Source organism: Aquamicrobium sp. (assembly GCF_023954335.1).
Taxonomy (GTDB): Bacteria; Pseudomonadota; Alphaproteobacteria; order Rhizobiales; family Rhizobiaceae; genus Aerobium.
Window position 1 is genome coordinate 1,882,994 of the sequence record NZ_JAMLIE010000001.1, and the last position, 25,165, is coordinate 1,908,158.

Here is a 25,165-nt window from a genome sequence, read left to right on the forward strand (position 1 = left end):
CGCGGAGGATCTTTTCGATGAGCGACACTGAACGCGAAAGCATGGAGTTCGACGTTGTGATCGTGGGAGCGGGGCCGGCCGGCCTTGCAGCGGCGATCCGGCTGAAGCAGTTGAACCCGGAGCTGTCCGTCGTCGTCCTCGAGAAGGGCGCGGAAGTCGGCGCGCACATCCTGTCCGGCGCGGTGGTCGATCCCGTCGGCATCGACCGGCTGCTGCCCGGCTGGCGCGACGAGGCGGACCATCCGTTCAAGACGCCGGTCGAGGCCGACCATTTCCTGATCCTCGGCCCGGCCGGCTCGATCCGCCTGCCGAATTTCCTGATGCCGCCGCTGATGAACAATCACGGCAACTACATCGTCTCGCTCGGCAATGTCTGCCGCTGGCTCGCCGGCCATGCCGAGGCGCTCGGCGTCGAGATCTATCCCGGCTTCGCCGCCGTGGAGGTCCTCTACAACGACGAGGGCGCGGCGATCGGCGTCGCCACCGGCGACATGGGCATCGAGCGCGACGGTTCGCGCGGGCCGAACTACGCGCCCGGCATGGAGCTGCTCGGCAAATACGTGCTGATCGGCGAGGGCGTGCGTGGCTCGCTCGCCAAGCAGCTGATCGCGAAGTTCAAGCTCTCGGACGGCCGCGAGCCCCAGAAATTCGGCATCGGCCTCAAGGAGCTGTGGCAGGTCAAGCCGGAAAACCACAAGCCCGGCCTCGTCCAGCACTCGTTCGGCTGGCCACTGGGCTCGGCGACCGGCGGCGGCTCGTTCCTCTATCATCTGGAGGACAACCAGGTCGCGGTCGGCTTCGTCGTCCACCTGAACTACAAGAACCCGTATCTGGCGCCCTTCGAGGAGTTCCAGCGCTTCAAGACCCATCCGGCCATCGCCGGCACGTTCGAGGGGGCCAAGCGCATCTCCTACGGCGCGCGCGCCATCACCGAGGGCGGGTTCCAGTCCGTTCCGAAGCTCACCTTCCCGGGCGGGGCGCTGATCGGCTGCTCGGCCGGCCTCGTCAACGTGCCGCGCATCAAGGGCTCGCACAACGCGGTGCTGTCGGGCATGCAGGCGGCCGAGCATGTCGCCGAGGCGATTGCCACTGGCCGCGCCCATGACGAGATCGCCGGCTACGAGGCGGGCTGGCGCGACAGCGACATCGGCAAGGACCTGAAGAAGGTCCGCAACGTCAAGCCGCTGTGGACGAAGTTCGGCCTGTGGCTCGGCGTCGGCCTCGGCGCGTTCGACATGTGGGCGAACACCCTGTTCGGCTTCTCGCCCTTCGGCACCATGAAGCACGGCAAGACCGACGCCGCCGCGCTGGAGCCGGCTGCGAAGCACAAGAAGATCGACTATCCCAAGCCCGACGGCGTCCTCACCTTCGACCGGCTGTCCTCGGTGTTCCTGTCCAACACCAACCACGAGGAGGATCAGCCGATCCACCTTCAGGTCAAGGACATGGAGCTGCAGAAGCGGTCCGAGCACGACGTCTTCGCCGGCCCGTCCTCGCGCTACTGCCCGGCCGGCGTCTACGAATGGGTCGACGCCGACGGCAACGCCGCCGCCGACCGGATGGGCATCGACGTGCGCTTCGTCATCAACGCGCAGAACTGCGTCCACTGCAAGACCTGCGACATCAAGGACCCGAACCAGAACATCAACTGGGTGCCGCCGCAGGGCGGCGAGGGGCCGGTCTATCCGAATATGTAGTGAGTAGAGAGTAGTGAGTAGTGAGTAGTGAGTAGGGAATAGTGAGTAGTGAAAAAGCGAATAGCGAATAGGGAGTAGCGAATAGAGCTTGCCTTCGCGAAAGGCCGCGATCCCTTTCTACTCACTACTCACTACTCACTACTCACTACTCACTACTCACTATTCGCCACCACCGTCTCCACCGGCTCCCGCGCCGGCGCCAGCGAAAATTCCAGCATCATCGGCAGGTGGTCCGAGCCGACGTCCTCGAGCGTCGTGGGCTCGCCCGCCACGATCCCGCCCTTCACCATGATGTTGTCGATCGGCAGGCCGATCCAGCCGATCAGCGCCGCCGGCAGCCGCCGGTCGAGCCATGTCGGACCGGCGCCGCGCAGGATGCGCGCATCGGCGGCCGCGGCGAGGCGGCGTGCTGCGTGGCTCCACGGCACCGCGTTGAGGTCGCCGGCGATGATGGCGCTCTCGCCGACCTCGCCCAGCAGCGGCTCCAGCCGCGGGATCTGCCACGGCTGCTCGAACGGCCACGGCCAGCCCATGTGCAGCGCGACGATCTCGATCCCCCGCCCGCCGAAATCGACGCTGGCATGGGCGAACGCGCCGCGATTGCCGCAGGAGGGGGGCGAGCCCTCGACGAACGGCCGCCGCGACAGGATCGCCGCCCCGCCGATGAAGGTCGGGCGCTCGCAGACGATCCGGTAGGGATAGGCCGCCTCGATCAGCGCAAGCCTTGCCGCCCACGGCTCCGATACCTCGGTCAGGGTGATCGCGTCCGGCCGCGTGCGGCCGACCAGCGAAAGGAACGCCTCGGGCGTGGCGTTGTCGTAGCGCAAATTGAGGTGCATCAGCCGGTAGGTGGCGCGGCCGGCCTCGGCCTCGGCAATCTCGACGCCGGGAGGAAAGAGAACCGTCTGGATCGGCGCGGCGAGGCCGAGCGCCAGCGCGAACAGCGCCTCGGCGCGAAAGCGCAGGGCAGCGAGCGCCGGCACGAGCAGGAGGAGCAGCGCGGCGAAATGCAGCCGCAGATGCGAGAACGAATCGAAGGCGAAATGCAGCCGGCCGAGATAGCCGAAGGTCAGCGCCGCCCCGAGGCCGGCAACGGCGGCGAGCGCGAGGAGCCGGAGAGCCAGCGCGCCGCGCCGGGGATGCTGCGGATCCGGGTTCACGCCCTCTGCCCTACTGGAACGCGGTTTCGGAGAAGCTGCGCAGCTTGCGCGAATGCAGCCGCTCGGTCGGCATCGCGGCCAACTTCTCCAGCGCCCTTATGCCGATGGTGAGGTGCTGCGCCACCTGCCGCTTGTAGAAGTCGCTGGCCATGCCCGGCAGCTTGAGCTCGCCGTGCAGCGGCTTGTCGGAGACGCATAGCAGCGTGCCGTAGGGCACACGGAAGCGGAAGCCGTTGGCGGCGATGGTCGCCGATTCCATGTCGAGCGCGATGGCGCGGCTCTGCGACAGCCGCTGCACCGGCCCGCGCTGGTCGCGCAGCTCCCAGTTGCGGTTGTCGATGGTGGCGACGGTGCCGGTGCGCATGATGCGCTTCAGGTCGTAGCCGTCGAGCCCGGTCACCTCGGCCACCGCCTCCTGCAAGGCCACCTGGATCTCGGCCAGCGCCGGGATCGGCACCCACACCGGCAGGTCGTCGTCGAGAACGTGGTCCTCGCGCACATAGGCGTGCGCCAGCACGTAGTCGCCCAGCGCCTGCGTGTTGCGCAGGCCGGCGCAATGGCCAAGCATCAGCCAGGCATGGGGCCGGAGCACCGCGATGTGGTCGGTGATGGTCTTGGCGTTGGAGGGGCCGACGCCGATATTGACCATGGTGATGCCGGCATGGCCGGCCTTCGTCAGGTGATAGGCCGGCATCTGCGGCATGCGCGGCGGCACCGCGCCATCCGAGGGCTCGTTGTCGCCGGCGCGGGTGACGAGGTTGCCGGGCTCGACGAAGGCGTCGTATCCGCCGCCGCCCCCGGCCATCAGGCCGCGCGCATGGGCGCAGAACTCGTCGATGTAGAACTGGTAGTTGGTGAACAGCACGTAATTCTGGAAATGGTGCGGGCTGGTCGCGGTGTAGTGCGACAGCCGATGAAGCGAATAGTCGATGCGCTGGGCGGTGAAGGGGCCGAGCGGCATGGCCTCGCCCGGCACCGGCTCGTAGGTGCCGTTGGCGATCTGGTCGTCGGTGCCGTTCAAGTCCGGCACGTCGAACAGGTCGCGCAGCGGCCGCGTGATGCTGTCCGCCATCGCGGCGTCGACATAGGTGCCCTCGAGGAAGGCGAAGTGCAGCGGGATCGGCGTTTCCGATTCACCCACCGTCACCGGCACGCCGTGGTTGCGGATGAGGAGCCGCAACTGGTCCTGAAGGTAGCTCTCGAACAGGTCCGGCCGGGTGATGGTGGTGGCGTAGCGGCCGGGCTCCGGCAGGTGGCCGTAGGCGAGGCGGGAATCGATGCGGCTGAACGAGGCGGTGGCGATGCCGATCTCGGGATAGAAGGCGCGGTAGCGTTCCTGCCGGTCCACCCCGTCGGCCAGCGCGGCGAACGCATCGCGCAGGAACCCGGTGTTGCGCGCGTAAAGGCCCTTCAGCGCCGCCACCGCCTCGCCGGCGTTGGTGAAGCTCTGGCGGGGAAACGGCTCGGGCGTCGAGATCGTCTCGATGGCGTCGTGGCGGATTCGCTTTTCCATGGCCCATCATAATGGGTTGCCGCCGATGTTTCGAGGGGCGGCCGGCGTCCCGACCGCGCCCCTGACGAAGCGCTTACCCGCGCTGCAGGCCGACGACGAGCACGATCCCTGCGCCGCTGGCGAGCTTGCGGTTGTCCTCGATGAGGCTGTCGGCGCCGGCCTGGACCGACTGCATCGCCATGAGCGGGGCGAACAGCGCCGCCATCAGGAAGGCGAAGCGGGGCAGGGCGGCGGCGATGTCGGAGCGGGTGTGGGTGCGGCGTGTCATGATATGGCCTCCTCAGCGCCGCAGGCCGGTCGCGCAGCCGGCGAAGGTCGTGTCGCAGAACTGGTAGACGACGCCATGGTCGCGGCCGGTGCGGCTCTTCTCGGCGACGAGGACCGACAGTCCCATGCCGAAGATGCTGATGAGCAGGCACACGATGGTGAAGCGGCGGGCGAGCATCGGGTCGGTCTCCTTCGTTTATGGCGAAAGGATGCCCGAGCGTGGCTGAACCATGGCTGAGAGGACCGTTCATGTGCGGTTCAATGACCTTAACAGGAGCTTAAGCCGGTTTCATTGGCGCTTGCCGTGCGGCTGTGCTTTGCTCGCCGGAGCAATGGAGACACCGCATGACCGCCCAGACCGCCCCCATCGAGCTCTACTACTGGCCGACCCCGAACGGCTGGAAGATCAGCATCATGCTGGAGGAACTCGCCGTCCCGTATGAGGTGAAATACGTCAATATCGGCGCGGGCGAGCAATTCGAGCCGTCCTTCCTGAAGATCGCGCCCAACAACCGCATGCCGGCGATCATCGATCCCGAAGGGCCCTCCTCCGACGGAAAATGGGGCCGCTCACCCATCTCGGTCTTCGAGTCGGGCGCGATCCTGCAATATCTCGGCCGCAAGTTCGGCCGTTTCTATCCGGCGGACGAGCGGTCCCGCGTCGAGGTCGACCAGTGGCTGTTCTGGCAGATGGGCGGGCTGGGGCCGATGGCCGGGCAGGCGCATCATTTCCGGCAATATGCGCCAGAGAAGGTTCCCTACGCCATCGAGCGCTACACCAACGAGGTCAACCGGCTCTACGGGGTGATGAACCGGCGCCTCGCCGAGCGCGACTATCTCGCCGGCGACTATTCCATCGCCGACATAGCCTGCATCGGCTGGGTCAAGCCCTACAGGAACCAGGGCCAGGACCTCGACGACTTCCCCAACCTGAAGCGCTGGTTCGAGACGGTCCTCGCGCGCCCCGCGGTGGAACGCGGCTGCGCCGTCGGCAACGAGCACCGGAAGAACCTCGCCGACGACAAGGAAGCGCAAAAGGTGCTGTTCGGCCAGAAGGCGAGGTGAAGAGGAAAGCGAATAGGGAGTAGCGAATAGCGAATAGGGGGCCGACCGAAACGCCGGCACTGTCCCGTTGGCTATCTGCTATTCGCTATTCGCTACTCCCTATTCGCTCTTTTCCTACTGCCGCTTCCAGTTCTGCGTCTTGCAGAAGACCACCGCGACGCAGCCTTGCATGGCGAGGCTGTTGCCCTTGAGCGTGGCGTTGCCCGAATAGGTCTTGTCGTCGGCGGGGTCGGTGATCGTGCCCTTGTACTTGCCGTTGCCGGCGCTGCTCATCTGGCCGATGCGCTTGCCCTTGTGCTTGCCGGTGCGCAGCGTGATCGAGAAACCGCTGCCGGCGGCGGCGATCTGCGCGGTCTCGCCGCTGTCGGTTTTCCAGTTGCCGACGATATTGTCGGCGTAGGCCGATCCGGCCATCATCGCCATCGCTGCGGTGGCCAGCATGATCGAACGAAGCATAGTCTCCTCCAGTCGGCCCGGTTGACGCTTCGCAGGGGCCGAAGCTGCGTTTACGAAAACGTAAGCGTAATCCGGAATGCGGCGGCGCGAAAGCCCCCTCATGCAGGGCCTGCACAGCCGGGGCGATGGCTGCCCGCTGATGGCGTATCGATCCCCGACGGGTCATTCCCGGCTTGTTTCGTGCCGATGCCAGTCTTTTGCGTGGTTAGCGGAGTCTTGCCGCGGTCAGTGCGGATTTTATCTGCATTTTCTTCGAATCCCTTGGAATCCGCGCGCTTGCATCGTTAATGAATTTCGGGATTTACCTCTTGTTTTAATTTTGTTTTCTTCAAATTAAGCACGCCATTTAACGACGGATTCAAGGCTCCCCGCCATTCTTAGACCCATAGACGGCAACGACCGGACAGGCCGAAACAACGGCTCTCGGGACTGAAACAGGGGATGTGAAAATGGCTCGTTTCGAAATGCACGACGCCGGCATCGGCGCCAACGCCCAGGCGGAAATCCTGTTCGAGCTGGGCATGATGTACGCAACCGGCCGCGACTGCGACGTCGACCTGATCGCCGCGCACAAGTGGTTCAACATTGCCGCGATCAAGGGCTCTGCACGGGCCGCGGAACTCAGGGCCGAGCTCTCGGCGACGATGAGCAAGCCGGAGATCGCCAAGGCCCTGCGCGAGGCGCGCGAGTGGATGACGGTTCACTGAGCCGGGCTGCCGGACGACGGATTACGACGACGGAATTACACAGGGAAGGCGACAAGGCGGAACAACCGCCGCGACTTCACAGGGGCGAAAAGGCCGCGACCGGAGGAAACAGCCGGCGCGGCCTTTCCATATTCAGCTTACGCCGACATAGCGCCCGGGCCGGTGGTTGAGCGCGAGGACGAGGTTGATGGCGAGCGCGCCGAGGAGCGACAGCGCCACCTTCTCTGCCGGCACCACGAACAGGCCGCCGAGCAGGATCGCCGCGTCGATGCCGAGCTGGACATAGCCGGCGCGCAGGCCGAACCGCTCCTGAAGGAAGAGGACGAGGATGTTGACCCCGCCGAGGCTGGCGCGATGGCGGAACAGGATCAAGAGGCCGACGCCGATGATCGTGCCGCCGATCAGTGCCGCATAGAGCGGGTCGAGCCGCGAGAAGCCGATCCAGTGTCCCGTCTGGCTGGCGAGCAGCGACACCAGCAGCACGGCACAGAAGGTCCGCAGCGTGAACTTCCAGCCCATTTGCATCAGCGCCAGCACGTAGAACGGCAGGTTGAGGACGAAGAACACCGGCGCGAAGGGCAGGCCGCTGGCATACTGGACGAGAAGCGCCAGCCCGGCCGTGCTGCCGGTCAGCAGCGTCGCCTGCGCATAGATCGTGAGGCCGAGGGCAACGAGCGCCGTGCCGACGAGCAGCGCCAGCGCGTCCTCGTAGGGCCGGTGGGGAGAGGAGGGCGGAAATTGCGCCTGCGTCACGACGGGCTGCCTCGCTGTTGCCGCGATGCAGCATGTGCGCGCTTTTCCCGCGCCGTGCAAGCCGTATGGGAGGCCGGCTATCCGGCAGTCAGGCGGTTTCGCCGATGGCGGGCATCGTCACCCGGTGGCTCTTGTCTTCCTTCGGCCGTTCGAGCGGCAGCTGCTCGCCCGTGACCATGTGGTAGACCGTCTCGGCGATGTTGGTGGCGTGGTCGCCGATACGCTCGATGTTCTTGGCGCAGAACAGCAGGTGCGTGCAGGGCGAGATGTTGCGCGGGTCTTCCATCATGTAGGTCAGGAGCTCGCGGAACAGCGAGGTGTACATGGCGTCGATCTCGCCGTCGCGGTCGCGCATGAAGGCGATGGAATCGATGGAGCGCGAGGCGTAGATGTCGAGCACCTGCTTCAGTTGCGTCAGCGCCAGCGTCGCCAGCGCCTCGATGCCGCGGAACAGCTGCACCGGCTGGCCCGCCTCGGCGATGGCCACCACGCGCTTGGCGATGTTCTTGCCGAGATCGCCGACCCGTTCGAGATCGGCCGAGATGCGGACCGCGCCGATGATCTCGCGCAGGTCGTCGGCCATCGGCTGACGGCGGGCGATGAGCACGATCGCGTAGTCGTCGATCCAGCGCTCGCCCTCATCGAGCACCACGTCGTCGGCGATGACCTTGCGCGCCAGTGCCGTGTCGTCGTTGATCAGCGCCGCCACCGCCTCGTCGACCATGCGCTCGGCATGGCCGCCCATGGCGGCGATGCGGTTGCCGAGAACGGCCAGTTCCTCGTCATAGGCGGTAACGATGTGGCGGGTGTTCATGATTCGCATTGGCCCGAAGCGGTTTTGACGCTGGAATCATAGGCCGCCCGCATGACAGGAACAAGAACGCCCCTCAGGAATGCCCTTGGGAATGCCCCATGGAACGGGCATCACGGCTCCGGCAGGTAGACGGTGAAGGCCGCGCCTTCGCCGGGGCGCGAGCGCACGGTCAGCCGGCCCTCGTGGCGGGTCAGGATGTGCTTGACGATGGCGAGGCCGAGGCCGGTGCCGTTCTTCACCCGGCTCTTCTCGGCGTCGATGCGGTAGAAGCGCTCGGTGATGCGCGGAATGTGCTCCTCGGCGATGCCCGGCCCGTAGTCGCGGAAGGTGGTGGCGATTTCCGGGTTGGGGCCTTCCTCGACGCGCTCGATCGTGATGTCGACGCGTCCGCCCGCCTGCCCGTATTTGCAGGCGTTCTCGAGAAGGTTGACGAAGACCTGGATCAACTCGTCGCGGCTGCCCGAGACGAGCATCGGTCCGGGCGGGCGGGCGAACACGACCTCGACGCCGTATTCGGCGGCGAGATAGCCGAGCGAGTCGACGACGCTGGCGATGGTGTCGACGAGGTCGAGCTTCTCGCGCGAGGGCAGATGCGGCTTCATCTCGATGCGCGACAGCGTGAGCAGGTCGTCGATCAGCCGCGCCATGCGCGAGGTCTGCGTCTGCATGATCGCAAGGAAGCTCTCGCGCGCCTTCTCGTCGTTGCGCGCCGGCCCACGCAGCGTCTCGATGAAGCCCGAGATCGAGGCGAGCGGCGTGCGCAGCTCGTGGCTGGCATTGGCGATGAAGTCGGCGCGCATGCGGTCGATGCGGCGCGTCTCGCTCTGGTCCTTGAAGTGGATCATGTAAAGGCCGCTGCCCGCGCCGAGCGGCGTGGCGAAGATGCGGAACGCCCGCTCCATCGGCACGCGCTCGCCATAGTCGATGGCCCCGGCGCGTCCTTCCCGCAGGGCGGCGTCCATCAGCCGCTGCATGTCCGGCGTGCGGAACCTGTGCGTCAGGATCGTGCCCTGCGGGATCGGCCCGAAGAACGAGATCGCCGCCTCGTTGACGTAGCGGACCGCGCCCCTCGCATCGACCATCACGATCGGGTCGGGCACCGCCGCGGCGAGGTCGCGCGCCGACAGCCGGTCGAGCGCCTCGTCGTCATACTGGAACTGCACGTGCGGCATGCTTCACCTCGGGACGGACCGGACCATCCGGCATTGATGCTTAGCCAGCGTTACAGAAATATCTCAGCCGCCGCCCGTCAACGACTTTAACCGGCGCGTCACCGGCCGCTCCCGCGCGGCCGTCCGTTTCGTCAGGCTGCGGCTTTCGCGGCGGCGAGGGCGAGCGGGAACGCCTCGGCGAGCGCGTCCATCTCGGCGGCCGGGCCGGCGCTGATGCGGATGCAGCGGTCGAGCCGTGGGGCCGCCGGCTTGCGCACGAAGATGTCGCGCTCGATCAGCGCCTGAAGCACGCGAAGCGCGAGCGCGCCGTCGCCGCCGCAATCGACGGCGACGAAATTGGTCGCCGATGGCAGCGCGGAAAGCCCACTTTCGCCGACGATTTCCGCGATCCGCGCCCGGCTTGCGGCCACCTCGTCGAGGACCTTTCTGAGATGGTCGCCGTCGGCGAGCGCGGCCAGCGCGGCGGCCTGCGTCATGCGGCACATGCCGAAATGGTCGCGCACCTTGTCGAAGGCGCGGATCGCCGCGCTCTCGCCGACCGCGTAGCCGCAGCGCATGCCTGCAAGGCCGTAGGCCTTGGAGAAGGTGCGCATGCGCAGGACGTTCGGCCGCGCGACGTCGAGCGGCGGAATGGCCGACGCGGGCGCGGTCTCGCCATAGGCCTCGTCGAGCACCAGCATCGTCGTTTCCGGCAGCGCCTCGATCAGCCGGGAAATCTCGTCCGCCTCCCACCAGGTCCCCATCGGGTTGTCGGGATTGGCGAGATAGAGCAGCGGCGGGTTCTCGCGCCGCGCCGCGGCGACGAGCCCGTCGAGATCCTCGCGGTCATCGACGTAAGGGACGGTGACGAGCCGGCCGCCATAGCCCGCGACGTGATAGTTGAAGGTCGGATAGCCGCCGAGCGAGGTGACGACGGGCTGACCCTTCTCGACATAGAGCCGGACGATCAGCCCGAGCAGCCCGTCGATGCCGCCGCCGACGGCGATGTTGCCGGCGCCGACGCCCAGATGCGCGGCGAGCGCGGCCTTGAGATCGTGGTTCTCCGGGTCGCCATATTTCCACACGTCGGTCGCGGCCGCCTGCATCGCCGCCACCGCCTTGGGCGACGGGCCGAAGCCGCTTTCGTTGGCGCCGATGCGGGCGCGGAACGGCCGGCCGCGCGACCGCTCCTGCGCCTCGGGGCCGACGAAGGGAACCGTTGCCGGCAGTTCGGCCGCGAGCGGGGTCAGCGCGGGACGTGCGGAAGTCATGGCGGTCGGGAACCTTTCTCGGACGGGGCCGGCAAGCGGGAACGGGGTTTTCGCAAACGACGGACGATGCAATAGAGCCAATCGGCCGCCTGCGGAAGGCCCGTCGCTACGGCGCGCCGCCGAACGCGCGCGCGATCTGGCCGAGCATGCGGATCTCGAGCGCCGTGGCGTCGTCGTTGCTGGGGTCGGGGCGCGAGGCGGTCTTGGCGATGACGACGCGGCTTACGGGGTCCGTCCACAGCCACTGGCCATGGATGCCGACTGCGGCAATACTGCCGCGCCCGTCGCCGACATCGTACCAGCACGAGCGATAGCGGCCTTCAGCGAACATGTCGGCGAAATTGCCCTCCACCCATGCGCGGCGGTCGCCATTGGCGCGCATGTCGGCGATCCACGCGCCCGGCACCACCTCAGCGCCGCTTGCCGAGCGGCCGTCGTCGAGCACGAGCTGGCCGAGCCGGGCGAGGTCGCGCGTCGTCAGGCAAACGCCGCCGGCCGCGCGCGCCGTGCCGGCGCGGTCGACCGTGACCCAGGCCGCGCCGCGCGCGCCCATCGGCTTCCACAGCCTCTCGGCGAGATAAAGCGGATAGCGCATGCCCGCCGCGCGCTCGACCACGAGGCCGAGCAGGTCGCTGTTGGGCGAGGCGTAGTAGAAGCGCTTCCCATGTCCCGCCCCATCCCCCGCCCCATGGTCGCCGAGCGTGGCGAGGAAGGCTTCCAGCGTCTCCGGCGTCGTTCCGGGCCGCTCGGGGTTCCACAGCATGGCGCGGCGGTAGCGGTCGAACGCGCCGCCGTCGTCGAGATATTCCTCGTCGAAATCGAGGTCGACCGTCATGTCGAGAAGGTCGCGCACCCGTGCGCTTGCATAGGTAGAGCCGGCCATCGACGGCACGTAGTCCGTCACCGGCGCGTCGGGGTCGAGCAGCCCCTCGCCGGCGGCGATGCCGGCGAGGAGGCCGGTGATGGATTTGGAGATCGAGAAGACGAGATGCGGCCGGCCGGGATCGACGGTCTCGGCGAGCCATTCGGCGATCACCTCGCCGCCGCGCATGACGACGACATGGTCGGTATGGGAGCGCCGCATGTGGTCGAGCGCGTCAACGGGGCTGCCGTCGGGGTCGCCCAGCGTCATCCGCGCGAGCAGGCCCGGGCCCGGGGAGGGGGCCTCCGCCCCGGCCGGCGTTGCCACCATCGCCACGGGCACGAATTCGCTGACATGCTGGAAGCTGTAGCGGCTGTTCGGATGCACCCGCCAGTCGGCAAGGGTGATCGCCGCGCGCGGCGGGATCGGTTCGGCCATCGGACTCGTCTCCTTCAACGACCGGCACCATCCGGATTCGCGCCGCCGGATGCAAGAAGGAAGAAAGCCCGGCAGTCTCCTGCCGGGCTTTCGCGAACGGGTGCCGATGGGCAGCGGCGGGCTACTTGCCGCGCAGCGCCGACCAGGATGTGTCGACCGACAGCGTCACGACGAAGCGGCCGTGATTGGCCGGGTCTTCGGAGTCGTGATAGCGACCGTCGATGGTGAAGGTCTCGGCGACGGTGTAGGACAGGCCGATGTTCCAGTCGAGGTAGTCGTGGCTGCTGCTGTCGAGCCACTTGCCGACCGCGGCGGAGAGCGTCACGTCGTAGGGCAGGACGACCGCCGCGTTGGCGACGCCGTAGACGGTGTCGGCATCGGGATCGAAATAAAGCTCGCCGCCGGCCGAGAACTGCTCGGTGAAGGTGTAGGTGCCCTTGGCGTAGAACTCGCCGGAATCATCGGTGACGCCGTCGTAGAGATAGCGGGCGTAGCCGAGATCGAGGGCGAGATTGCCGAACTCGGGCCGTATGCCGAGGTAGAGATCGAGCTCCCAATCGTCATTGGTGCCGAAATCAACGGTCGAGGCCCATGCCCCGGCATAGAAGATGCCATAGGACGGCTCGATATAGGCCTGGAAGGCCGGGCCGTTGGACTGGTCGACGCCGCGCGAGATGTAGCGGCTGGTGACGGCCGCGCCGAAGGCGATGTCGAACTGCGATGCGATTTCTTCCTGCGTATATGTCTCGTCGGCCGCCATGGCGGATGAGGACAGGATTGTGGCCGCAGCCAGGAAAGCGGCGTGACGGATGAACTTCATGGACCCCTCGCACGAAAAGTAGGTTTCGTATTCCCCGGAACGGCGGGCGGTTTTCGCAACCGTCACGCCTTCGTGATTCGAAAAGTGATTCAGTGGCGCGATTCTGGCAAACGAATTCGGTTGCCGGCTTCGATGGCGACAGTCATTGTGACGCCACCGTTGCAGAAATGTGCCAGATTAGAGCGCAAAAGATAGGCATCGGCAAAGAGACGCCCAAGTCGACGGCATGTCTTGCCGAAAGGATGGGCAATAAGCCCTGCTCGGCACTGCTTCCTCAACGGAAGGCGAAGGGGCGGCGACAAGGGGAGGTGTTCGTCGCAAAAAACCTGCTCTCCCGCGCCTCAATGGGCCTAAGAAAAAAACCTTCTTGAATTAATTGAACGTTCGTTTTATTAAATCTGCCGGGAGGAATGTCATGGCGCGCACCGCAGGGTCGGATGGGGAAAGGACGCAGGCCGCGATCCGCGAGGCGGCGGTCGACCTTATCGCCCGCTATGGCTACGAGGCCGTTTCCATGCGCCGGCTGGCAGGCGAGGTCGGCGTCCAGGCCGCCGCGCTCTACCGCTATTTCTCGACCAAGGAGGACCTGCTGTTCTCGCTGATGCGCGCGCATATGGAGGCGCTGGCTGAGAGCTGGCAGGCCGCGCGCCCGGTGGGCGCCGGCCCGGCGCGCGAGCTCGCCGCCTTCGTGCGCAACCATATCGGCTTTCACATCGCCCGCCGGCACTCCACCCATGTCAGCAACATGGAGCTGCGCGCCCTTTCGCATGAAAGGCTGAGCGCGATCCTGCGCCTGCGCGGCGCGTACGAGAAGGAGCTGCGGCGCATCCTGCGCGCGGGCGCCGAAAGCGGCGACTTCGCCGTCGGCGACGTCGCATTGACCGCCATGGCGATCATCCAGATGATGACGGGCGTGATCGTCTGGTTCCGGCCGGACGAGCGGCTTTCCGTCGACGAGGTCGCCGATACCTATCACGACATGACGATGCGCCTCGTCGGCGCGCGCCCGGGTGGGGACGATAAAAGGGAGGACGTTCATGTACGATCGCGCGATGAACTTCGGGCTTGGTGAGGATATTGACGCGCTGCGCGACACGGTGCGCCGCTTCGCCGGCGAGCGCATAGCGCCCATCGCCGCCGACATCGACCGCGACAACGAGTTTCCCGCCCATCTGTGGGAGGAGATGGGCGCGCTCGGCCTGCTCGGCATGACCGCCGACCCCGACCATGGCGGCACCGGCATGGGCTATGTCGCGCATGTCGTGGCCATGGAGGAGATTTCCCGCGCCTCCGGCTCGGTCGGCCTGTCCTACGGCGCCCATTCCAATTTGTGCGTCAACCAGATCAACCGCTGGGGAACGCCGGAGCAGAAGGCGAAATACCTGCCCTCGCTGTGCGCAGGCACGACCGTCGGCGCGCTCGCCATGTCCGAGCCGGGGGCCGGCTCCGACGTCGTCTCGATGCGCCTGCGCGCCGAGAAGAAGAACGACCGGTACGTCCTCAACGGCTCGAAGATGTGGATCACCAACGGCCCCGACGCCGGCACGCTGGTCGTCTATGCCAAGACCGACCCCGAGCGGAAATCGCGCGGCATCACCGCCTTCCTGATCGAGCGCGGCATGGCCGGCTTTTCCGTGGCGCAGAAGCTCGACAAGCTGGGCATGCGCGGCTCCAACACCGGCGAGCTGGTGTTCGAGGATGTCGAGGTGCCGTTCGGGAACGTGCTTCACGAGGAGGGACGCGGCGTCGAGGTGCTGATGTCCGGCCTCGACTACGAGCGCGTCGTGCTGTCGGGCGGGCCGCTCGGCCTGATGGCCGCGGCGCTCGACGCCGCCGTGCCCTACGCGCAGGAGCGCAAGCAGTTCGGCCAGCCCATCGGCGCGTTCCAGCTCGTCCAGGGCAAGCTCGCCGACATGTACACCACGCTGAACGCTTGCCGCGCCTATGTCTATGCAGTGGCGGCCGCCTGCGACCGCAGGGAGACGACGCGCAAGGACGCCGCCGGCTGCATCCTCTATGCGGCGGAGAAAGCGACGCTGGTCGCGCTCGACGCCATCCAGCTTCTCGGCGGCAACGGCTACATCAACGACTATCCGACGGGCCGCCTGCTGCGCGACGCCAAGCTCTACGAGATCGGCGCAGGCACCTCTGAAATCCGCCGCTGGCTGATCGGCCGCGAGATGATGGACGAAAGCGCCTGATCGCCGCCGTCCCGGCTTCCCTTCCACCGCCCGTTCCAGACTGGCCGAAAGACCCGAGGAAACGATGCCCGTCCTGAGCTCGCAGATTTCGCCCGCCTCCGACGCCTTCAAGGCCAATGCCGGGCGCATGAAGGCACTGGTCGCCGACATCGCCGACAAGGCCGAGCTCGTCGAGCGCGGCGGCTCCGACGAGGCGCGCGAGCGCCATGTCGGCCGCGGCAAGCTGCTGCCCCGCGATAGGCTCGCCCAGCTTCTCGACGCCGGCTCGCCCTTCCTCGAGATCGGCCAGTTCGCGGCGTGGGACATGTATGACGACACCATCGCCTCGGCCGGCATCATCACCGGCATCGGCAGGGTCGAGGGCACCGAATGCGTCATCGTCGTCAACGACGCGACGGTGAAGGGCGGCACCTACTACCCGCTGACCGTGAAGAAGCACCTGCGCGCGCAGGAGATCGCGGCGCAGAACAACCTGCCCTGCATCTATCTCGTCGATTCCGGCGGCGCGAACCTGCCCAACCAGGACGAGGTGTTCCCCGACCGCGAGCATTTCGGCCGCATCTTCTTCAACCAGGCCAACATGTCGGCCGCCCGAATCCCGCAGATCGCCTGTGTCATGGGCTCGTGCACGGCGGGCGGGGCTTATGTCCCGGCCATGTCCGACGAGACGATCATGGTGCGCAAGCAGGCCACCATCTTCCTCGGCGGCCCGCCGCTGGTGAAGGCCGCGACCGGCGAGGAGGTGACCGCCGAGGAGCTGGGCGGCGCCGACCTCCACACGCGCGAATCCGGCGTCGCCGACCACTACGCCACCGACGATGTCCACGCGCTCGCCATCGTGCGCCGCATCGTCGCGAACCTCAACCGCAGCAAGCAGCCGGAACTTTCCCTGCGGCCGCCGGCCGCGCCGCTCTATCCGGCCGACGAGATATACGGCGTCGTGCCGACCGACCTGCGCCAGCCCTACGACGTGCGCGAGGTCATCGCCCGGCTGGTCGACGGTTCCGAGTTCGACGAGTTCAAGCAGAACTACGGCACCACGCTCGTCACCGGTTTCGCGCATCTCCACGGCATGCCGGTCGGCATCCTCGGCAACAACGGCGTGCTGTTCTCGGAAAGCGCGGTCAAGGGCGCGCATTTCATCGAGCTGTGCTGCCAGCGCAAGATTCCTCTGATCTTCCTCCAGAACATCACCGGCTTCATGGTCGGCCGCAAATACGAGGCCGGCGGCATCGCCAAGGACGGGGCAAAGCTCGTCACGGCCGTCGCCACCGCGCAGGTGCCGAAGCTCACCGTCATCATCGGCGGCTCGTTCGGCGCGGGCAATTACGGCATGTGCGGCCGGGCCTATTCGCCGCGTTTCCTGTGGATGTGGCCGAACGCGCGCATCTCGGTGATGGGCGGCGAGCAGGCCGCGACCGTGCTGGCGCTGGTCAAGCGCGAGGGCATCGAGCGCAAGGGCGGTTCGTGGACCGCTGAGGAGGAGGCCGAGTTCCGCCGCCCGACGCTGGAGAAGTACGAGCGCGAGGGCCATCCGCTCTATTCCTCGGCGCGGCTGTGGGACGACGGCATCATCGACCCGGCCCGCACGCGCGAGGTGCTGGCGCTGTCGCTGTCGGCCGCGCTCAACGCGCCGATCCCCGACACGAAGTTCGGCGTCTTCAGGATGTGACGGATAAGGACCTCAGGCTGCTCACCGCCCCGTTGACCGCATAGGGCCGAATGCGATAGGCACATGTTCGAAGCACCCGTAGCTCAGCTGGATAGAGTGCTGCCCTCCGAAGGCAGAGGTCACAGGTTCGAATCCTGTCGGGTGCGCCATTTTCTTGTCTCGCGGCAGTTCGCTTCGCTCACGCCTCCGACGGGGCGCCGGACGGCCGGCGACGGGCGGTCGCCCTTGCGAGCCCTTCGGGCTCGAAAGTTCTTCACGCTATCCTGTTCTTCCCGTTCAGCCGCCGTTGACGAGTGCCAGGATCAGGCGGTGGACGTTGCCGCCGTCGCGCATTTCCTCGCGGTCGAAGTCGCGGCTTTTCTGGCGTTGCGCCTGCGACAGCGGGCCGAGCTTGGCCTGCAGCGCCGCGCGCACCTTCTGGCAAGCGGGGTCGGCGGGTGCGCTGAGGCCAACCGAGACGGCCTCGATCTGCCGCACCATGTCGACGATGATGTCGCCATGCACCTTCTCATGCGCGGTGATGCCGGCAAGGAAGGCCTGCCACGCGCGCCGTGTCGCCTCCGGCAGGTTGTCGGGCGCCTTGGGCAAGCGGTAGGTGATGGTGAGGTTCGGCCGCGCCGTGACCAGCTTGCACGAGCCGTCCGCCTGCGGGCGATAGTCGCGCGACCACAGCAGCTTGAAATCGGTGTAGGCGACGGCGCGGCCGACGCCGACCACCGGCCCGTTCTCGCCGATCGAGCGGTAGAGCTCGATGCCGGAGCGGCCGGAGACGCGATAGGTCTCGACGCGCTCGGCCGGCTTCCAGTCGGCATGGGCGGCAGCCGTGGCCCAGATAAGGGCCGCCGTGACAGCCAGCGCGCTAAAGCCGTATCCCATCGTCCAAACCCGTTTCGTTCGTTCAATCCCATGGCCGATGCAGGCGGCGCGCCGCATCGTCGATTCTCGACCATTACCACAAGGGGAGCAAAATCATGACCGACACCGGCGCCGTCGAAACCAGCCACGGCAGGATCGCCTATGCGCAGTCGCGGGCCGACGGCCCGGCGATCCTGCTGATCCATGGCAATTCGAGCAGCAAGGAGGTCTTTGCCGGCCAGTTGGCCGCGCCGGAGCTCGCCGGCTGGCGCGTCGTCGCCCTCGACCTGCCGGGACATGGCGCGTCGGATGACGCGGCCGATCCGGCGCGCAGCTACACCTTCGGCGGCTATGCCGGGATGGTCGAGGAGGCTGCGGCGGCACTAGGGCTGGAGCGGCCGGTCGTGTTCGGCTGGTCGCTTGGCGGCCACATCGCGCTCGAGCTGATCGGCCGCGGCTTTCCGGCGCGCGGCGTCATGATCAGCGGCACGCCGCCGGTGAAGGCGGAGATGGAATCCCTGCTGGCCGGCTTCAACATCGATCCGGCGGCGGAAAACCTCACCGGCAAGCGCGATTTCACCGAGGACGACGTCCTCGCCTATACCACCCACACCTCGGCCGTGAACGGCGTGGTCGATCCGCATCTCCTCGCCATGTGCCGGCGCACGGACGGGCGCGCCCGCGAGACCATGTTCGGCTCGGTCGCGCAAGGCCAGGCGCTGGACGAGCGCGAGATCGTCGCCACGACGACCGTGCCGCTCGCCGTGGTCAACGGCGTCGACGACGTGTTCATCCAGGCCGGTTATTTCGACGGCCTTTCATGGTCGTCGCTGTGGCCGGAGGGCGTGGTGCGGCTGGAAGGCGCGGCGCACGCGCCCTTCCTGCAGCAGCCGCGGAAGTTCAACGCGCTGCTGGCGATGTTCGCAGCCGGCGTCTAGCGCCACGCAAGGCCAGCTCTGAGGAGGAGCCGATGTTCGACAAGATCCTGATCGCCAACCGCGGCGAGATCGCGTGCCGCGTCATTCGCACTGCACGCAGGATGGGCGTCGCCACCGTCGCGGTCTATTCCGACGCCGACGCGCAGGCGCTGCATGTCACTATCGCCGACGAGGCGGTGCATATCGGCGCCTCGCCCGTCGGGGAAAGCTATCTGGTCGCCGAGCGCATCATCGACGCCGCGAAACGGACGGGCGCGCAGGCTATCCATCCCGGCTACGGCTTCCTGTCCGAGAACCCCGGCTTCGTCGATGAGGTGGAGGCGGCCGGCCTCGTCTTCATCGGTCCGTCGGCCCGGGCGATCCGGGCGATGGGCCTGAAGGACGCGGCCAAGCGTCTGATGGAGAAGGCCGGCGTTCCGGTCGTGCCCGGCTATCACGGCGAGGGGCAGGAGATCGTCATCCTCGCCACCAAGGCGCGTGAGATCGGCTATCCCGTGCTGATCAAGGCCCGCGCCGGCGGCGGCGGCAAGGGCATGCGCAAGGTCGACCATCCCGACGATTTCGCCGAGGCGCTGGCCGCCGCGCGGCGCGAGGCCAAGGCGGCCTTCGGCGACGACCGGGTGCTGGTCGAGAAATATGTCGAGAAGCCGCGCCATATCGAGGTGCAGGTCTTCGGCGACAATCACGGCAACGTCGTCCACCTCTACGAGCGCGACTGCTCGGCCCAGCGCCGCCACCAGAAGGTGATCGAGGAAGCGCCGGCCCCCGGCATGACGGCGGCGATGCGCGAGGCGATGACCGAGGCCGCCGTCAAGGCCGCCAGGGCCATCGACTATTCCGGCGCCGGCACCATCGAGTTCATCGTCGACGCTTCCGACGGCCTGCGCCCCGACCGATTCTGGTTCATGGAGATGAACACGCGCCTTCAGGTCGAGCATCCGGTGACGGAGATGATCACCGGCGTCGATCTGGTCGAGTGGCAGCTGCGCGTCGCCTCCGGCGAGAGGCTGCCGAGGATGCAGGACGAGATTTCGCTCTCCGGCCACGCCTTCGAGGCGCGGCTCTACGCCGAGGATGCCGCGAAGGGGTTCCTGCCGGCCATCGGCACGCTGCACCGCCTGCGCTTTCCTGATGCGACGGCCGGCGAGGCGTCGCTGCGCATCGAGACCGGCGTGCGCGAGGGCGATGCGATCTCGCCCTTCTACGACCCGATGATCGCCAAGCTGGTGACGCATGCGCCGACGCGAGACGGCGCGCTCGCCGCGCTGTCCGAGGCGCTTTCGCGCACCGAAATCGCCGGTTCGGTCGTCAACACCGCCTTCCTCGCCGCGCTCGCCGCCGACCCGGACTTCGCGGCCGGCAATGTCGACACCGGCATGATCGGCCGGCGGCAGGACGAGCTGACCGCGGCGTCGCCGGTGACGGCGCAGCACGTCGCCGCGGCAGCCGTCGCCGCTGCCGGGCTTGACGTTCGGCTTGACGCAGCCGATCCATGGGCGGCGCTGGCCGGCTACGCCCATTTCCAGCCGCTGGCGAAGACGGTGTCGCTCGCCCATGACGGCGAGGAGATCAGGGCGCGGCTGACCGTGGCCGCCAACGGCAATGCCCAAGTGGCGGTGGATGGCGCGAGCGTCGCGGTGCCCGCCTCCGGTGGCCGCTTCGCCACCGCGCGCTGGCCCGGCCACGTCACCGTGTTTTCCGGGGCGGCGAGCCACACTTTCGCGGTCCACGACCCGTTCGCCAACGCGGAAGCCGCGGCCGCCGGCGGCGATGCGCTGCGCGCGCCGATGCCGGGGCTGGTCAAGCTGGCGCGGGCGGCGGCCGGCGACAGCGTGGTCAAGGGCCAGCCGCTGCTCGTCCTCGAGGCGATGAAGATGGAGCACACCATCGCCGCCCCGCATGACGGCGTGATCGAGGAGATCGTGCCCGAGGGCGCGCAGGTGACGGACGGGGCCGTTCTGGTCCGTTTTCGCGAGGAAGGGTGAGGGTAGGGGACGTCGCCGCTGCCTTGGGGCGTGTTGTGCATCATCGGCAGCGCCTGCGCTGCCCCTCATCCCCCTGCCGGGACCTTCTCCCCGTGAACGGGGAGAAGAGAGCTGTCGTCCTTGCCTTCGCCAATCGCAAGCGTGGCAGGAAAAACTGAGGGGACCAGCGGCCGGCATTCCTTCTCCCCGTTCACGGGGAGAAGGTGGCCCGAAGGGCCGGATGAGGGGCAGCGCAAACGCTCGAAGACCACGCACCTGCGCGGCGCGTAAAACGTGGTGGAGCTAGAGCATTTTGCAGTCAGACGGAATCGTCTGACGTCGCATAAATGCGGCCAAGGAAAGAAGCTGGAGCAGCGGAAGCAGCGTTCGTCAGAACGCCCGCTGCTCTAGCTGTGGAGCCTCAAGAGGTTGTCGCCGGTTAGATGGAGGCGACTGATTGGTGGTTTGGACTTTAGGCTGCCATGCGGGCGATGCCAATTGTAGCGGTGGAGCCAGATCGGCAGTTCAGCGGCACGGTGGCGTGATGTCGGATAGGCCACGGCATAGGCCCACTCGCGCAAGGCGGTCTGGATGAAGCGCTCGGCCTTGCCGTTTGTGCGCGGCGTGTAGGGCCTGGTTCGGATGTGCTTGAGGCCGAATTCGCGGCAAGCGCGCGCGAAAGCCTTCGAGCGATAGCACGAGCCGTTGTCGGTCATGACGCGAGTGACGGTGATTCCGAGGCTGGCGTAGTAGGCGACTGCCGCCGTGAGGAAGGCGACGGCGCTTTGCTTCTTCTCGTCGGGCAGGATCTGGCTGAAGGCGATGCGCGAGGCATCGTCGATGGCGACATGGACGAACTCCCAGCCGATGCCGCGACTGTTGGACTGGCCGCGCCGATCGCCGGTGATGCGATGGCCGACGCGGTCGAACCGGCCGAGTTTCTTGATGTCGATATGGATCATCTCGCCGGGATGGGCACGTTCGTAGCGCCTGACCGGCGCGGCCGGCTCGATGTCCTTGAGCCGCGACAGCTCGGCGCGCCTGAGCACCCGGCTGACGGTGGCCGGCGAGACGCCAACCTCATGGGCAATGTGCTTGCCGGTCCAGCGCAGCCGACGCAGCACCACAATACGCTCGGCGATCGACGCCGCGGTGGCCTGCGGCATATGGGCGGGCCGCGAGGATCGGTCGCCCATGCCGGACCGCCCTTCCGCCTTGTAGCGCTCCACCCAGCGCGCCACGATCTTCGCCGACACGCCATAGGTCCGTGCCGCATGGGCTTGGGAAAGACGCCCCTCAATCACCGACAGCGCCATCTCCTCTCGACGCAACGGCGTCAGGCGGGCATTCTTGTGGATGTTCATTCGGACCCTCCGGTGGATGCTGAAGCTTGGTAACTCCAGTCTCCCCGGTCCGGTCCGAATGGACAACCTCCCGAAAGCTCACATCTAGCGCGTCCGGCGGCGCTCCGAGGCGGGCTGGTAGGCGACGCGGGAGTGGTAGCCGCAATAGGGGCCGCTCTCGCCGGCTTCGTTGCCGCAGAAGCTGAAATCTTCCGACAGCGGGTCGCCGTTCGGCCATTTGCAGGTCCGCTCGGTCAGCTGGATCAGGCTCAGATTGCGCGACATCGGCACCACCACGTCCGCGGCCGGGCGCAGCACCTGCCGTGCCACCGGCTCGGCGTCGAACTGTACGGCGAGCGCGGTCGCGCCGACGCTGGCCGTCACCGTGCGCATCGGCCGGCTGCCTCCGCTCTTGGCCGGGCTGGCGGCCGGGGCCTTCTTGGCGCGCGGCTGGGCGGCCGAGGCGCGCCCGCGCCCCGACAGCTTCAGGCGGTGCACCTTGCCGATCACCGCGTTGCGGCTGACGCCGCCGAGCTGGTTGGCGATCTGGCTGGCGCTCAGCCCTTCGGCCCACAGCTTCTTGAGCAGTTCAACGCGTTCGTCGGTCCAGTTCATGAGCACATGCTCCTGCTATCGCATGCGCCGAATCCGAATCCTTCCCCGGCCGGAAAGCACCGGCACGGCACCACATATACAGGGGTGATTGGTTTCGCCGCACGAAATCTAGATATTTCTTGACCTCAAGGTACAGTATCCGCTGACTCCGTGACAAGAGTCGGCCGGGCGTGGGGAATCGGATTTTTCGGTTTTCCCCAACTTGGGTGCCCGAATGCCGCAGGCGCGGACGGCGGAGCCGGAAAACCCGGCGGCGCAAGCTTGCGCGGGTGACGTTTCATTTGACTCGACTGCCTTGAAAGCCGATATAGATTGGCCTTCCGCCGCCCTTTGGGCGGCTTTTTTGATTGTCCGTTCTGGAGAGGCATATAATGAGCGGTTCGGCGCTTTACGAGACCTTTGCCCGCGCGCCCCTGGCGTTCGAGCGCGGCGAAGGCAGCTGGCTGATAACCGAGAGCGGCGAGCGCTATCTCGATTTCGCCGCCGGCATCGCCGTCAATTCGCTCGGCCATTGCCACCCGCATCTCGTCGCGGCGCTTACGGAACAGGCGGGGAAGCTCTGGCACGTCTCCAACCTCTACCAGATTCCGGGCCAGAGCCGGCTGGGCGAGCGGCTGGTCGAGGCGAGTTTCGCCGATCGCGTCTTCTTCACCAATTCCGGGGCCGAGGCGCTCGAATGCGCCATCAAGACCGCGCGCCGCTATCACTACATCAACGGCCGGCCCGAGCGCTTCCGCACCATCACCTTCGAGGGCGCGTTCCACGGCCGGACGCTCGCCACCATCGCCGCCGGCGGCCAGCAGAAATATCTCGACGGCTTCGGCCCCAAGGCGGACGGCTTCGACCAGGTGCCTTTCGGCGACATCGAGGCGGTCGAGAAGGCCATCGGGCCCGAGACCGCCGCGATCCTGCTTGAGCCGGTTCAGGGCGAGGGCGGCATCCGCGCCTTCCCCGCGCCGTTCCTCGACAAGCTGCGCGCGCTGGCCGACAAGCACGACCTCCTGCTCATCCTCGACGAGGTGCAGACGGGCATCGGCCGCACCGGCAAGCTGTTCGCCTATCAGTGGTCGTCGATCGAGCCGGACATCATGGCCATCGCCAAGGGCATCGGCGGCGGCTTCCCGGTCGGCGCCTGCCTCGCCACCGAGAAGGCGGCGGCCGGCATGACCCCCGGCGTCCACGGCACCACCTTCGGCGGCAACCCGCTCGCCATGGCGGTCGGCAACGCCGTGCTCGACGTCGTGCTGGAGGAGGGCTTCCTCGACTCCGTGCAGGCGCGCGCGCTCAACGCGCGCCAGATGCTGGCCTCGCTCGTCGACGAGTTTCCGCAGGTGTTCGAGGACGTGCGCGGCAACGGCCTGCTGATGGGCCTCAAGTGCCGCATGGCCAACACCGCGGTCCTCGCCGCCGTGATCGACGCGAAGATGCTGGCCGTGACGGCGGGCGACAACGTCCTGCGCCTGCTGCCGCCGCTCACCGTCAGCGACGAGGAGATCCGCGAGGCGGGCGAGCGCATCCGCGCCGCCGCTGCCGGCCTTGCCGCGCGGGCAACGGAAAAGGTCGCGTGATGAGCGCGACGTTCAGGCATTTCCTCGATCTGTCAGCCGTCTCCGCCGCCGACATCCGCACCATCCTCGACGACGCGCGGGCGCGCAAGCATCGCCTGAAGTCGGGCGCGGCGGCGGGCGAGAAACCGCTGGCCGGCAAGGTGCTGGCGATGATCTTCGAGAAGCCGTCGACGCGCACGCGCGTCTCCTTCGACGTCGGCATGCGCCAGCTCGGCGGCGAGACGGTGATGCTCACCGGCGCGGAAATGCAGCTCGGCCGCTCCGAGACCATCGCCGACACCGCGAAGGTCCTGTCGCGCTACGTCGACGCGATCATGATCCGCACGACCGAGCATGCACGGCTCATCGAGCTGGCCGAGCACGCCACCGTTCCCGTCATCAACGGCCTGACGGACGACACCCATCCCTGCCAGATCATGGCCGACGTGATGACCTACGAGGAGCATCGCGGCCCGGTCAAGGACAGGCTCTTCGCCTGGACCGGCGACGGCAACAACGTGCTTCATTCGCTGATGGAGGCCTCCGCCCGGCTCGATTTCCGGCTGAACATCGCGGTGCCGGAAGGCAGCGAGCCGTCGCAGCCCATGCTCGACTGGGCGCTTGCCAATGGCGGCCGCGTCAAGGTGATGCGCTCGCCCGAGGAGGCGGTCAGGGACGCCGACTGCGTCGTCACCGACACCTGGGTCTCGATGGGCCAGGAGCACCGCGCGCGGGGCAACAACGTCTTCATGCCCTATCAGGTCAACGAGCGGCTGATGGCGCATGCGCAGCCCGACGCGCTGTTCATGCACTGCCTGCCGGCCCATCGCGGCGAGGAGGTCACCGACGCGGTGATCGACGGCCCGCATTCGGTGGTGTTCGACGAGGCCGAGAACCGGCTGCACGCGCAGAAGGCGGTCATCGCCTGGTGCCTCGGCGCTTGAATGCGGCGGGGCGGTCTCCTATCTGCGTGGCTCAGCCTCTAATTCCATGGCGCATGACGGCCGGGCCATCGCCCCGCGACGGCGGCCGCCCGCCCATGCCGGTACAGGAAAA

General features: G+C 67.3%; 24 protein-coding genes and 1 tRNA gene. 11 read left to right on the forward strand and 14 right to left on the reverse strand.

Going from position 1 to position 25,165, the window contains the following annotated elements; genetic code table 11:
- Positions 1–17 precede the first annotated feature (17 nt).
- Entirely contained in the window at positions 18–1,697 is a 1,680-nt protein-coding gene (locus tag M9945_RS09375) for an electron transfer flavoprotein-ubiquinone oxidoreductase (RefSeq protein ID WP_367944287.1), read from the forward strand.
- Between the two features lie 152 nt (positions 1,698–1,849).
- On the opposite strand, the gene M9945_RS09380 is transcribed toward M9945_RS09375, so the two are convergent.
- The 4 genes from M9945_RS09380 to M9945_RS09395 form a co-directional block, all read right to left on the reverse strand.
- The gene (locus M9945_RS09380; protein ID WP_367944288.1) at positions 1,850–2,857 is read right to left on the reverse strand and encodes an endonuclease/exonuclease/phosphatase family protein; all 1,008 of its coding nucleotides are present in this window, start codon (positions 2,855–2,857) and stop codon (positions 1,850–1,852) included.
- Between the two features lie 10 nt (positions 2,858–2,867).
- Positions 2,868–4,370 (reverse strand): AMP nucleosidase, encoded by a 1,503-nt coding sequence (locus M9945_RS09385; RefSeq protein ID WP_367944289.1) that lies wholly within the window; start codon positions 4,368–4,370, stop codon positions 2,868–2,870.
- A 73-nt stretch (positions 4,371–4,443) separates the two neighbouring features.
- The gene (locus M9945_RS09390) at positions 4,444–4,638 is read right to left on the reverse strand and encodes a hypothetical protein (protein WP_367929951.1); all 195 of its coding nucleotides are present in this window, start codon (positions 4,636–4,638) and stop codon (positions 4,444–4,446) included.
- 12 nt (positions 4,639–4,650) lie between these two features.
- Positions 4,651–4,815 carry a hypothetical protein gene (locus M9945_RS09395; protein WP_367944290.1) on the reverse strand — a complete coding sequence of 55 codons (165 nt, stop codon included), beginning with the start codon at positions 4,813–4,815 and terminating at the stop codon, positions 4,651–4,653.
- Between the two features lie 167 nt (positions 4,816–4,982).
- Here M9945_RS09395 and M9945_RS09400 point away from each other — a divergent pair, with 167 nt between their 5' ends.
- On the forward strand, positions 4,983–5,702 hold the full coding sequence (locus tag M9945_RS09400; protein ID WP_367944291.1) for a glutathione S-transferase family protein: 720 nt from the start codon (positions 4,983–4,985) through the stop codon (positions 5,700–5,702).
- A gap of 114 nt (positions 5,703–5,816) precedes the next feature.
- Here M9945_RS09400 and M9945_RS09405 read toward each other — a convergent pair whose 3' ends face one another.
- Positions 5,817–6,158: a DUF2147 domain-containing protein gene (locus tag M9945_RS09405; RefSeq protein WP_367929953.1), complete on the reverse strand. Its 342-nt coding sequence runs from the start codon at positions 6,156–6,158 to the stop codon at positions 5,817–5,819.
- 449 nt (positions 6,159–6,607) lie between these two features.
- Between M9945_RS09405 and M9945_RS09410 the strand changes: the two genes are divergently transcribed.
- On the forward strand, positions 6,608–6,865 hold the full coding sequence (locus M9945_RS09410; protein ID WP_367944292.1) for a sel1 repeat family protein: 258 nt from the start codon (positions 6,608–6,610) through the stop codon (positions 6,863–6,865).
- Positions 6,866–6,997: 132 nt separating this feature from the next.
- Here M9945_RS09410 and M9945_RS09415 read toward each other — a convergent pair whose 3' ends face one another.
- The 6 genes from M9945_RS09415 to M9945_RS09440 all read right to left on the reverse strand — a co-directional run bounded on the left by M9945_RS09415 (position 6,998) and on the right by M9945_RS09440 (position 12,974).
- On the reverse strand, positions 6,998–7,618 hold the full coding sequence (locus M9945_RS09415; RefSeq protein ID WP_367944293.1) for a YitT family protein: 621 nt from the start codon (positions 7,616–7,618) through the stop codon (positions 6,998–7,000).
- Positions 7,619–7,706: 88 nt separating this feature from the next.
- A complete protein-coding gene (phoU, locus tag M9945_RS09420; RefSeq protein ID WP_367944294.1) occupies positions 7,707–8,432 on the reverse strand; it encodes a phosphate signaling complex protein PhoU in 726 nt (241 codons plus the stop codon).
- A gap of 110 nt (positions 8,433–8,542) precedes the next feature.
- Entirely contained in the window at positions 8,543–9,604 is a 1,062-nt protein-coding gene (locus M9945_RS09425) for an ATP-binding protein (protein WP_367944295.1), read from the reverse strand.
- A 131-nt stretch (positions 9,605–9,735) separates the two neighbouring features.
- The gene (locus M9945_RS09430; protein WP_367944296.1) at positions 9,736–10,854 is read right to left on the reverse strand and encodes a pyridoxal phosphate-dependent aminotransferase; all 1,119 of its coding nucleotides are present in this window, start codon (positions 10,852–10,854) and stop codon (positions 9,736–9,738) included.
- A 106-nt stretch (positions 10,855–10,960) separates the two neighbouring features.
- Positions 10,961–12,154 (reverse strand): serine hydrolase domain-containing protein, encoded by a 1,194-nt coding sequence (locus M9945_RS09435; protein WP_367944297.1) that lies wholly within the window; start codon positions 12,152–12,154, stop codon positions 10,961–10,963.
- A gap of 121 nt (positions 12,155–12,275) precedes the next feature.
- Complete coding sequence (locus M9945_RS09440; protein ID WP_367944298.1) at positions 12,276–12,974, reverse strand: TorF family putative porin; 699 nt, start codon at positions 12,972–12,974, stop codon at positions 12,276–12,278.
- Between the two features lie 415 nt (positions 12,975–13,389).
- Here M9945_RS09440 and M9945_RS09445 point away from each other — a divergent pair, with 415 nt between their 5' ends.
- The 4 genes from M9945_RS09445 (at position 13,390) to M9945_RS09460 (ending at position 16,996) form a co-directional block, all read left to right on the forward strand.
- Complete coding sequence (locus M9945_RS09445; RefSeq protein WP_367944299.1) at positions 13,390–14,046, forward strand: TetR/AcrR family transcriptional regulator; 657 nt, start codon at positions 13,390–13,392, stop codon at positions 14,044–14,046.
- The gene (locus tag M9945_RS09450; RefSeq protein ID WP_367944300.1) at positions 14,012–15,175 is read left to right on the forward strand and encodes an isovaleryl-CoA dehydrogenase; all 1,164 of its coding nucleotides are present in this window, start codon (positions 14,012–14,014) and stop codon (positions 15,173–15,175) included. The genes M9945_RS09445 and M9945_RS09450 overlap by 35 nt, the downstream gene beginning before the upstream one ends.
- 64 nt (positions 15,176–15,239) lie before the next feature.
- On the forward strand, positions 15,240–16,847 hold the full coding sequence (locus M9945_RS09455) for a carboxyl transferase domain-containing protein (protein ID WP_367944301.1): 1,608 nt from the start codon (positions 15,240–15,242) through the stop codon (positions 16,845–16,847).
- Positions 16,848–16,919: 72 nt separating this feature from the next.
- A tRNA-Arg gene (locus M9945_RS09460) sits at positions 16,920–16,996 on the forward strand.
- A gap of 127 nt (positions 16,997–17,123) precedes the next feature.
- Here M9945_RS09460 and M9945_RS09465 read toward each other — a convergent pair.
- Entirely contained in the window at positions 17,124–17,723 is a 600-nt protein-coding gene (locus M9945_RS09465) for a DUF922 domain-containing Zn-dependent protease (protein WP_367944302.1), read from the reverse strand.
- 95 nt (positions 17,724–17,818) lie between these two features.
- Between M9945_RS09465 and M9945_RS09470 the strand changes: the two genes are divergently transcribed.
- Positions 17,819–18,640: an alpha/beta fold hydrolase gene (locus M9945_RS09470; RefSeq protein ID WP_367944303.1), complete on the forward strand. Its 822-nt coding sequence runs from the start codon at positions 17,819–17,821 to the stop codon at positions 18,638–18,640.
- A 32-nt stretch (positions 18,641–18,672) separates the two neighbouring features.
- Positions 18,673–20,625 (forward strand): biotin carboxylase N-terminal domain-containing protein, encoded by a 1,953-nt coding sequence (locus M9945_RS09475; protein WP_367944304.1) that lies wholly within the window; start codon positions 18,673–18,675, stop codon positions 20,623–20,625.
- A gap of 386 nt (positions 20,626–21,011) precedes the next feature.
- Here M9945_RS09475 and M9945_RS09480 read toward each other — a convergent pair whose 3' ends face one another.
- Entirely contained in the window at positions 21,012–21,968 is a 957-nt protein-coding gene (locus M9945_RS09480; RefSeq protein WP_367942948.1) for an IS481 family transposase, read from the reverse strand.
- Positions 21,969–22,052: 84 nt separating this feature from the next.
- Entirely contained in the window at positions 22,053–22,562 is a 510-nt protein-coding gene (locus tag M9945_RS09485) for a GcrA family cell cycle regulator (RefSeq protein ID WP_367929967.1), read from the reverse strand.
- A gap of 371 nt (positions 22,563–22,933) precedes the next feature.
- On the opposite strand from M9945_RS09485, the gene M9945_RS09490 reads away from it, so the two are divergent.
- Complete coding sequence (locus M9945_RS09490) at positions 22,934–24,130, forward strand: aspartate aminotransferase family protein (protein ID WP_367944305.1); 1,197 nt, start codon at positions 22,934–22,936, stop codon at positions 24,128–24,130.
- On the forward strand, positions 24,130–25,053 hold the full coding sequence (argF, locus tag M9945_RS09495; protein WP_367944306.1) for an ornithine carbamoyltransferase: 924 nt from the start codon (positions 24,130–24,132) through the stop codon (positions 25,051–25,053). Before M9945_RS09490 ends, argF begins: the two co-directional genes overlap by 1 nt.
- Positions 25,054–25,165 lie beyond the last annotated feature (112 nt).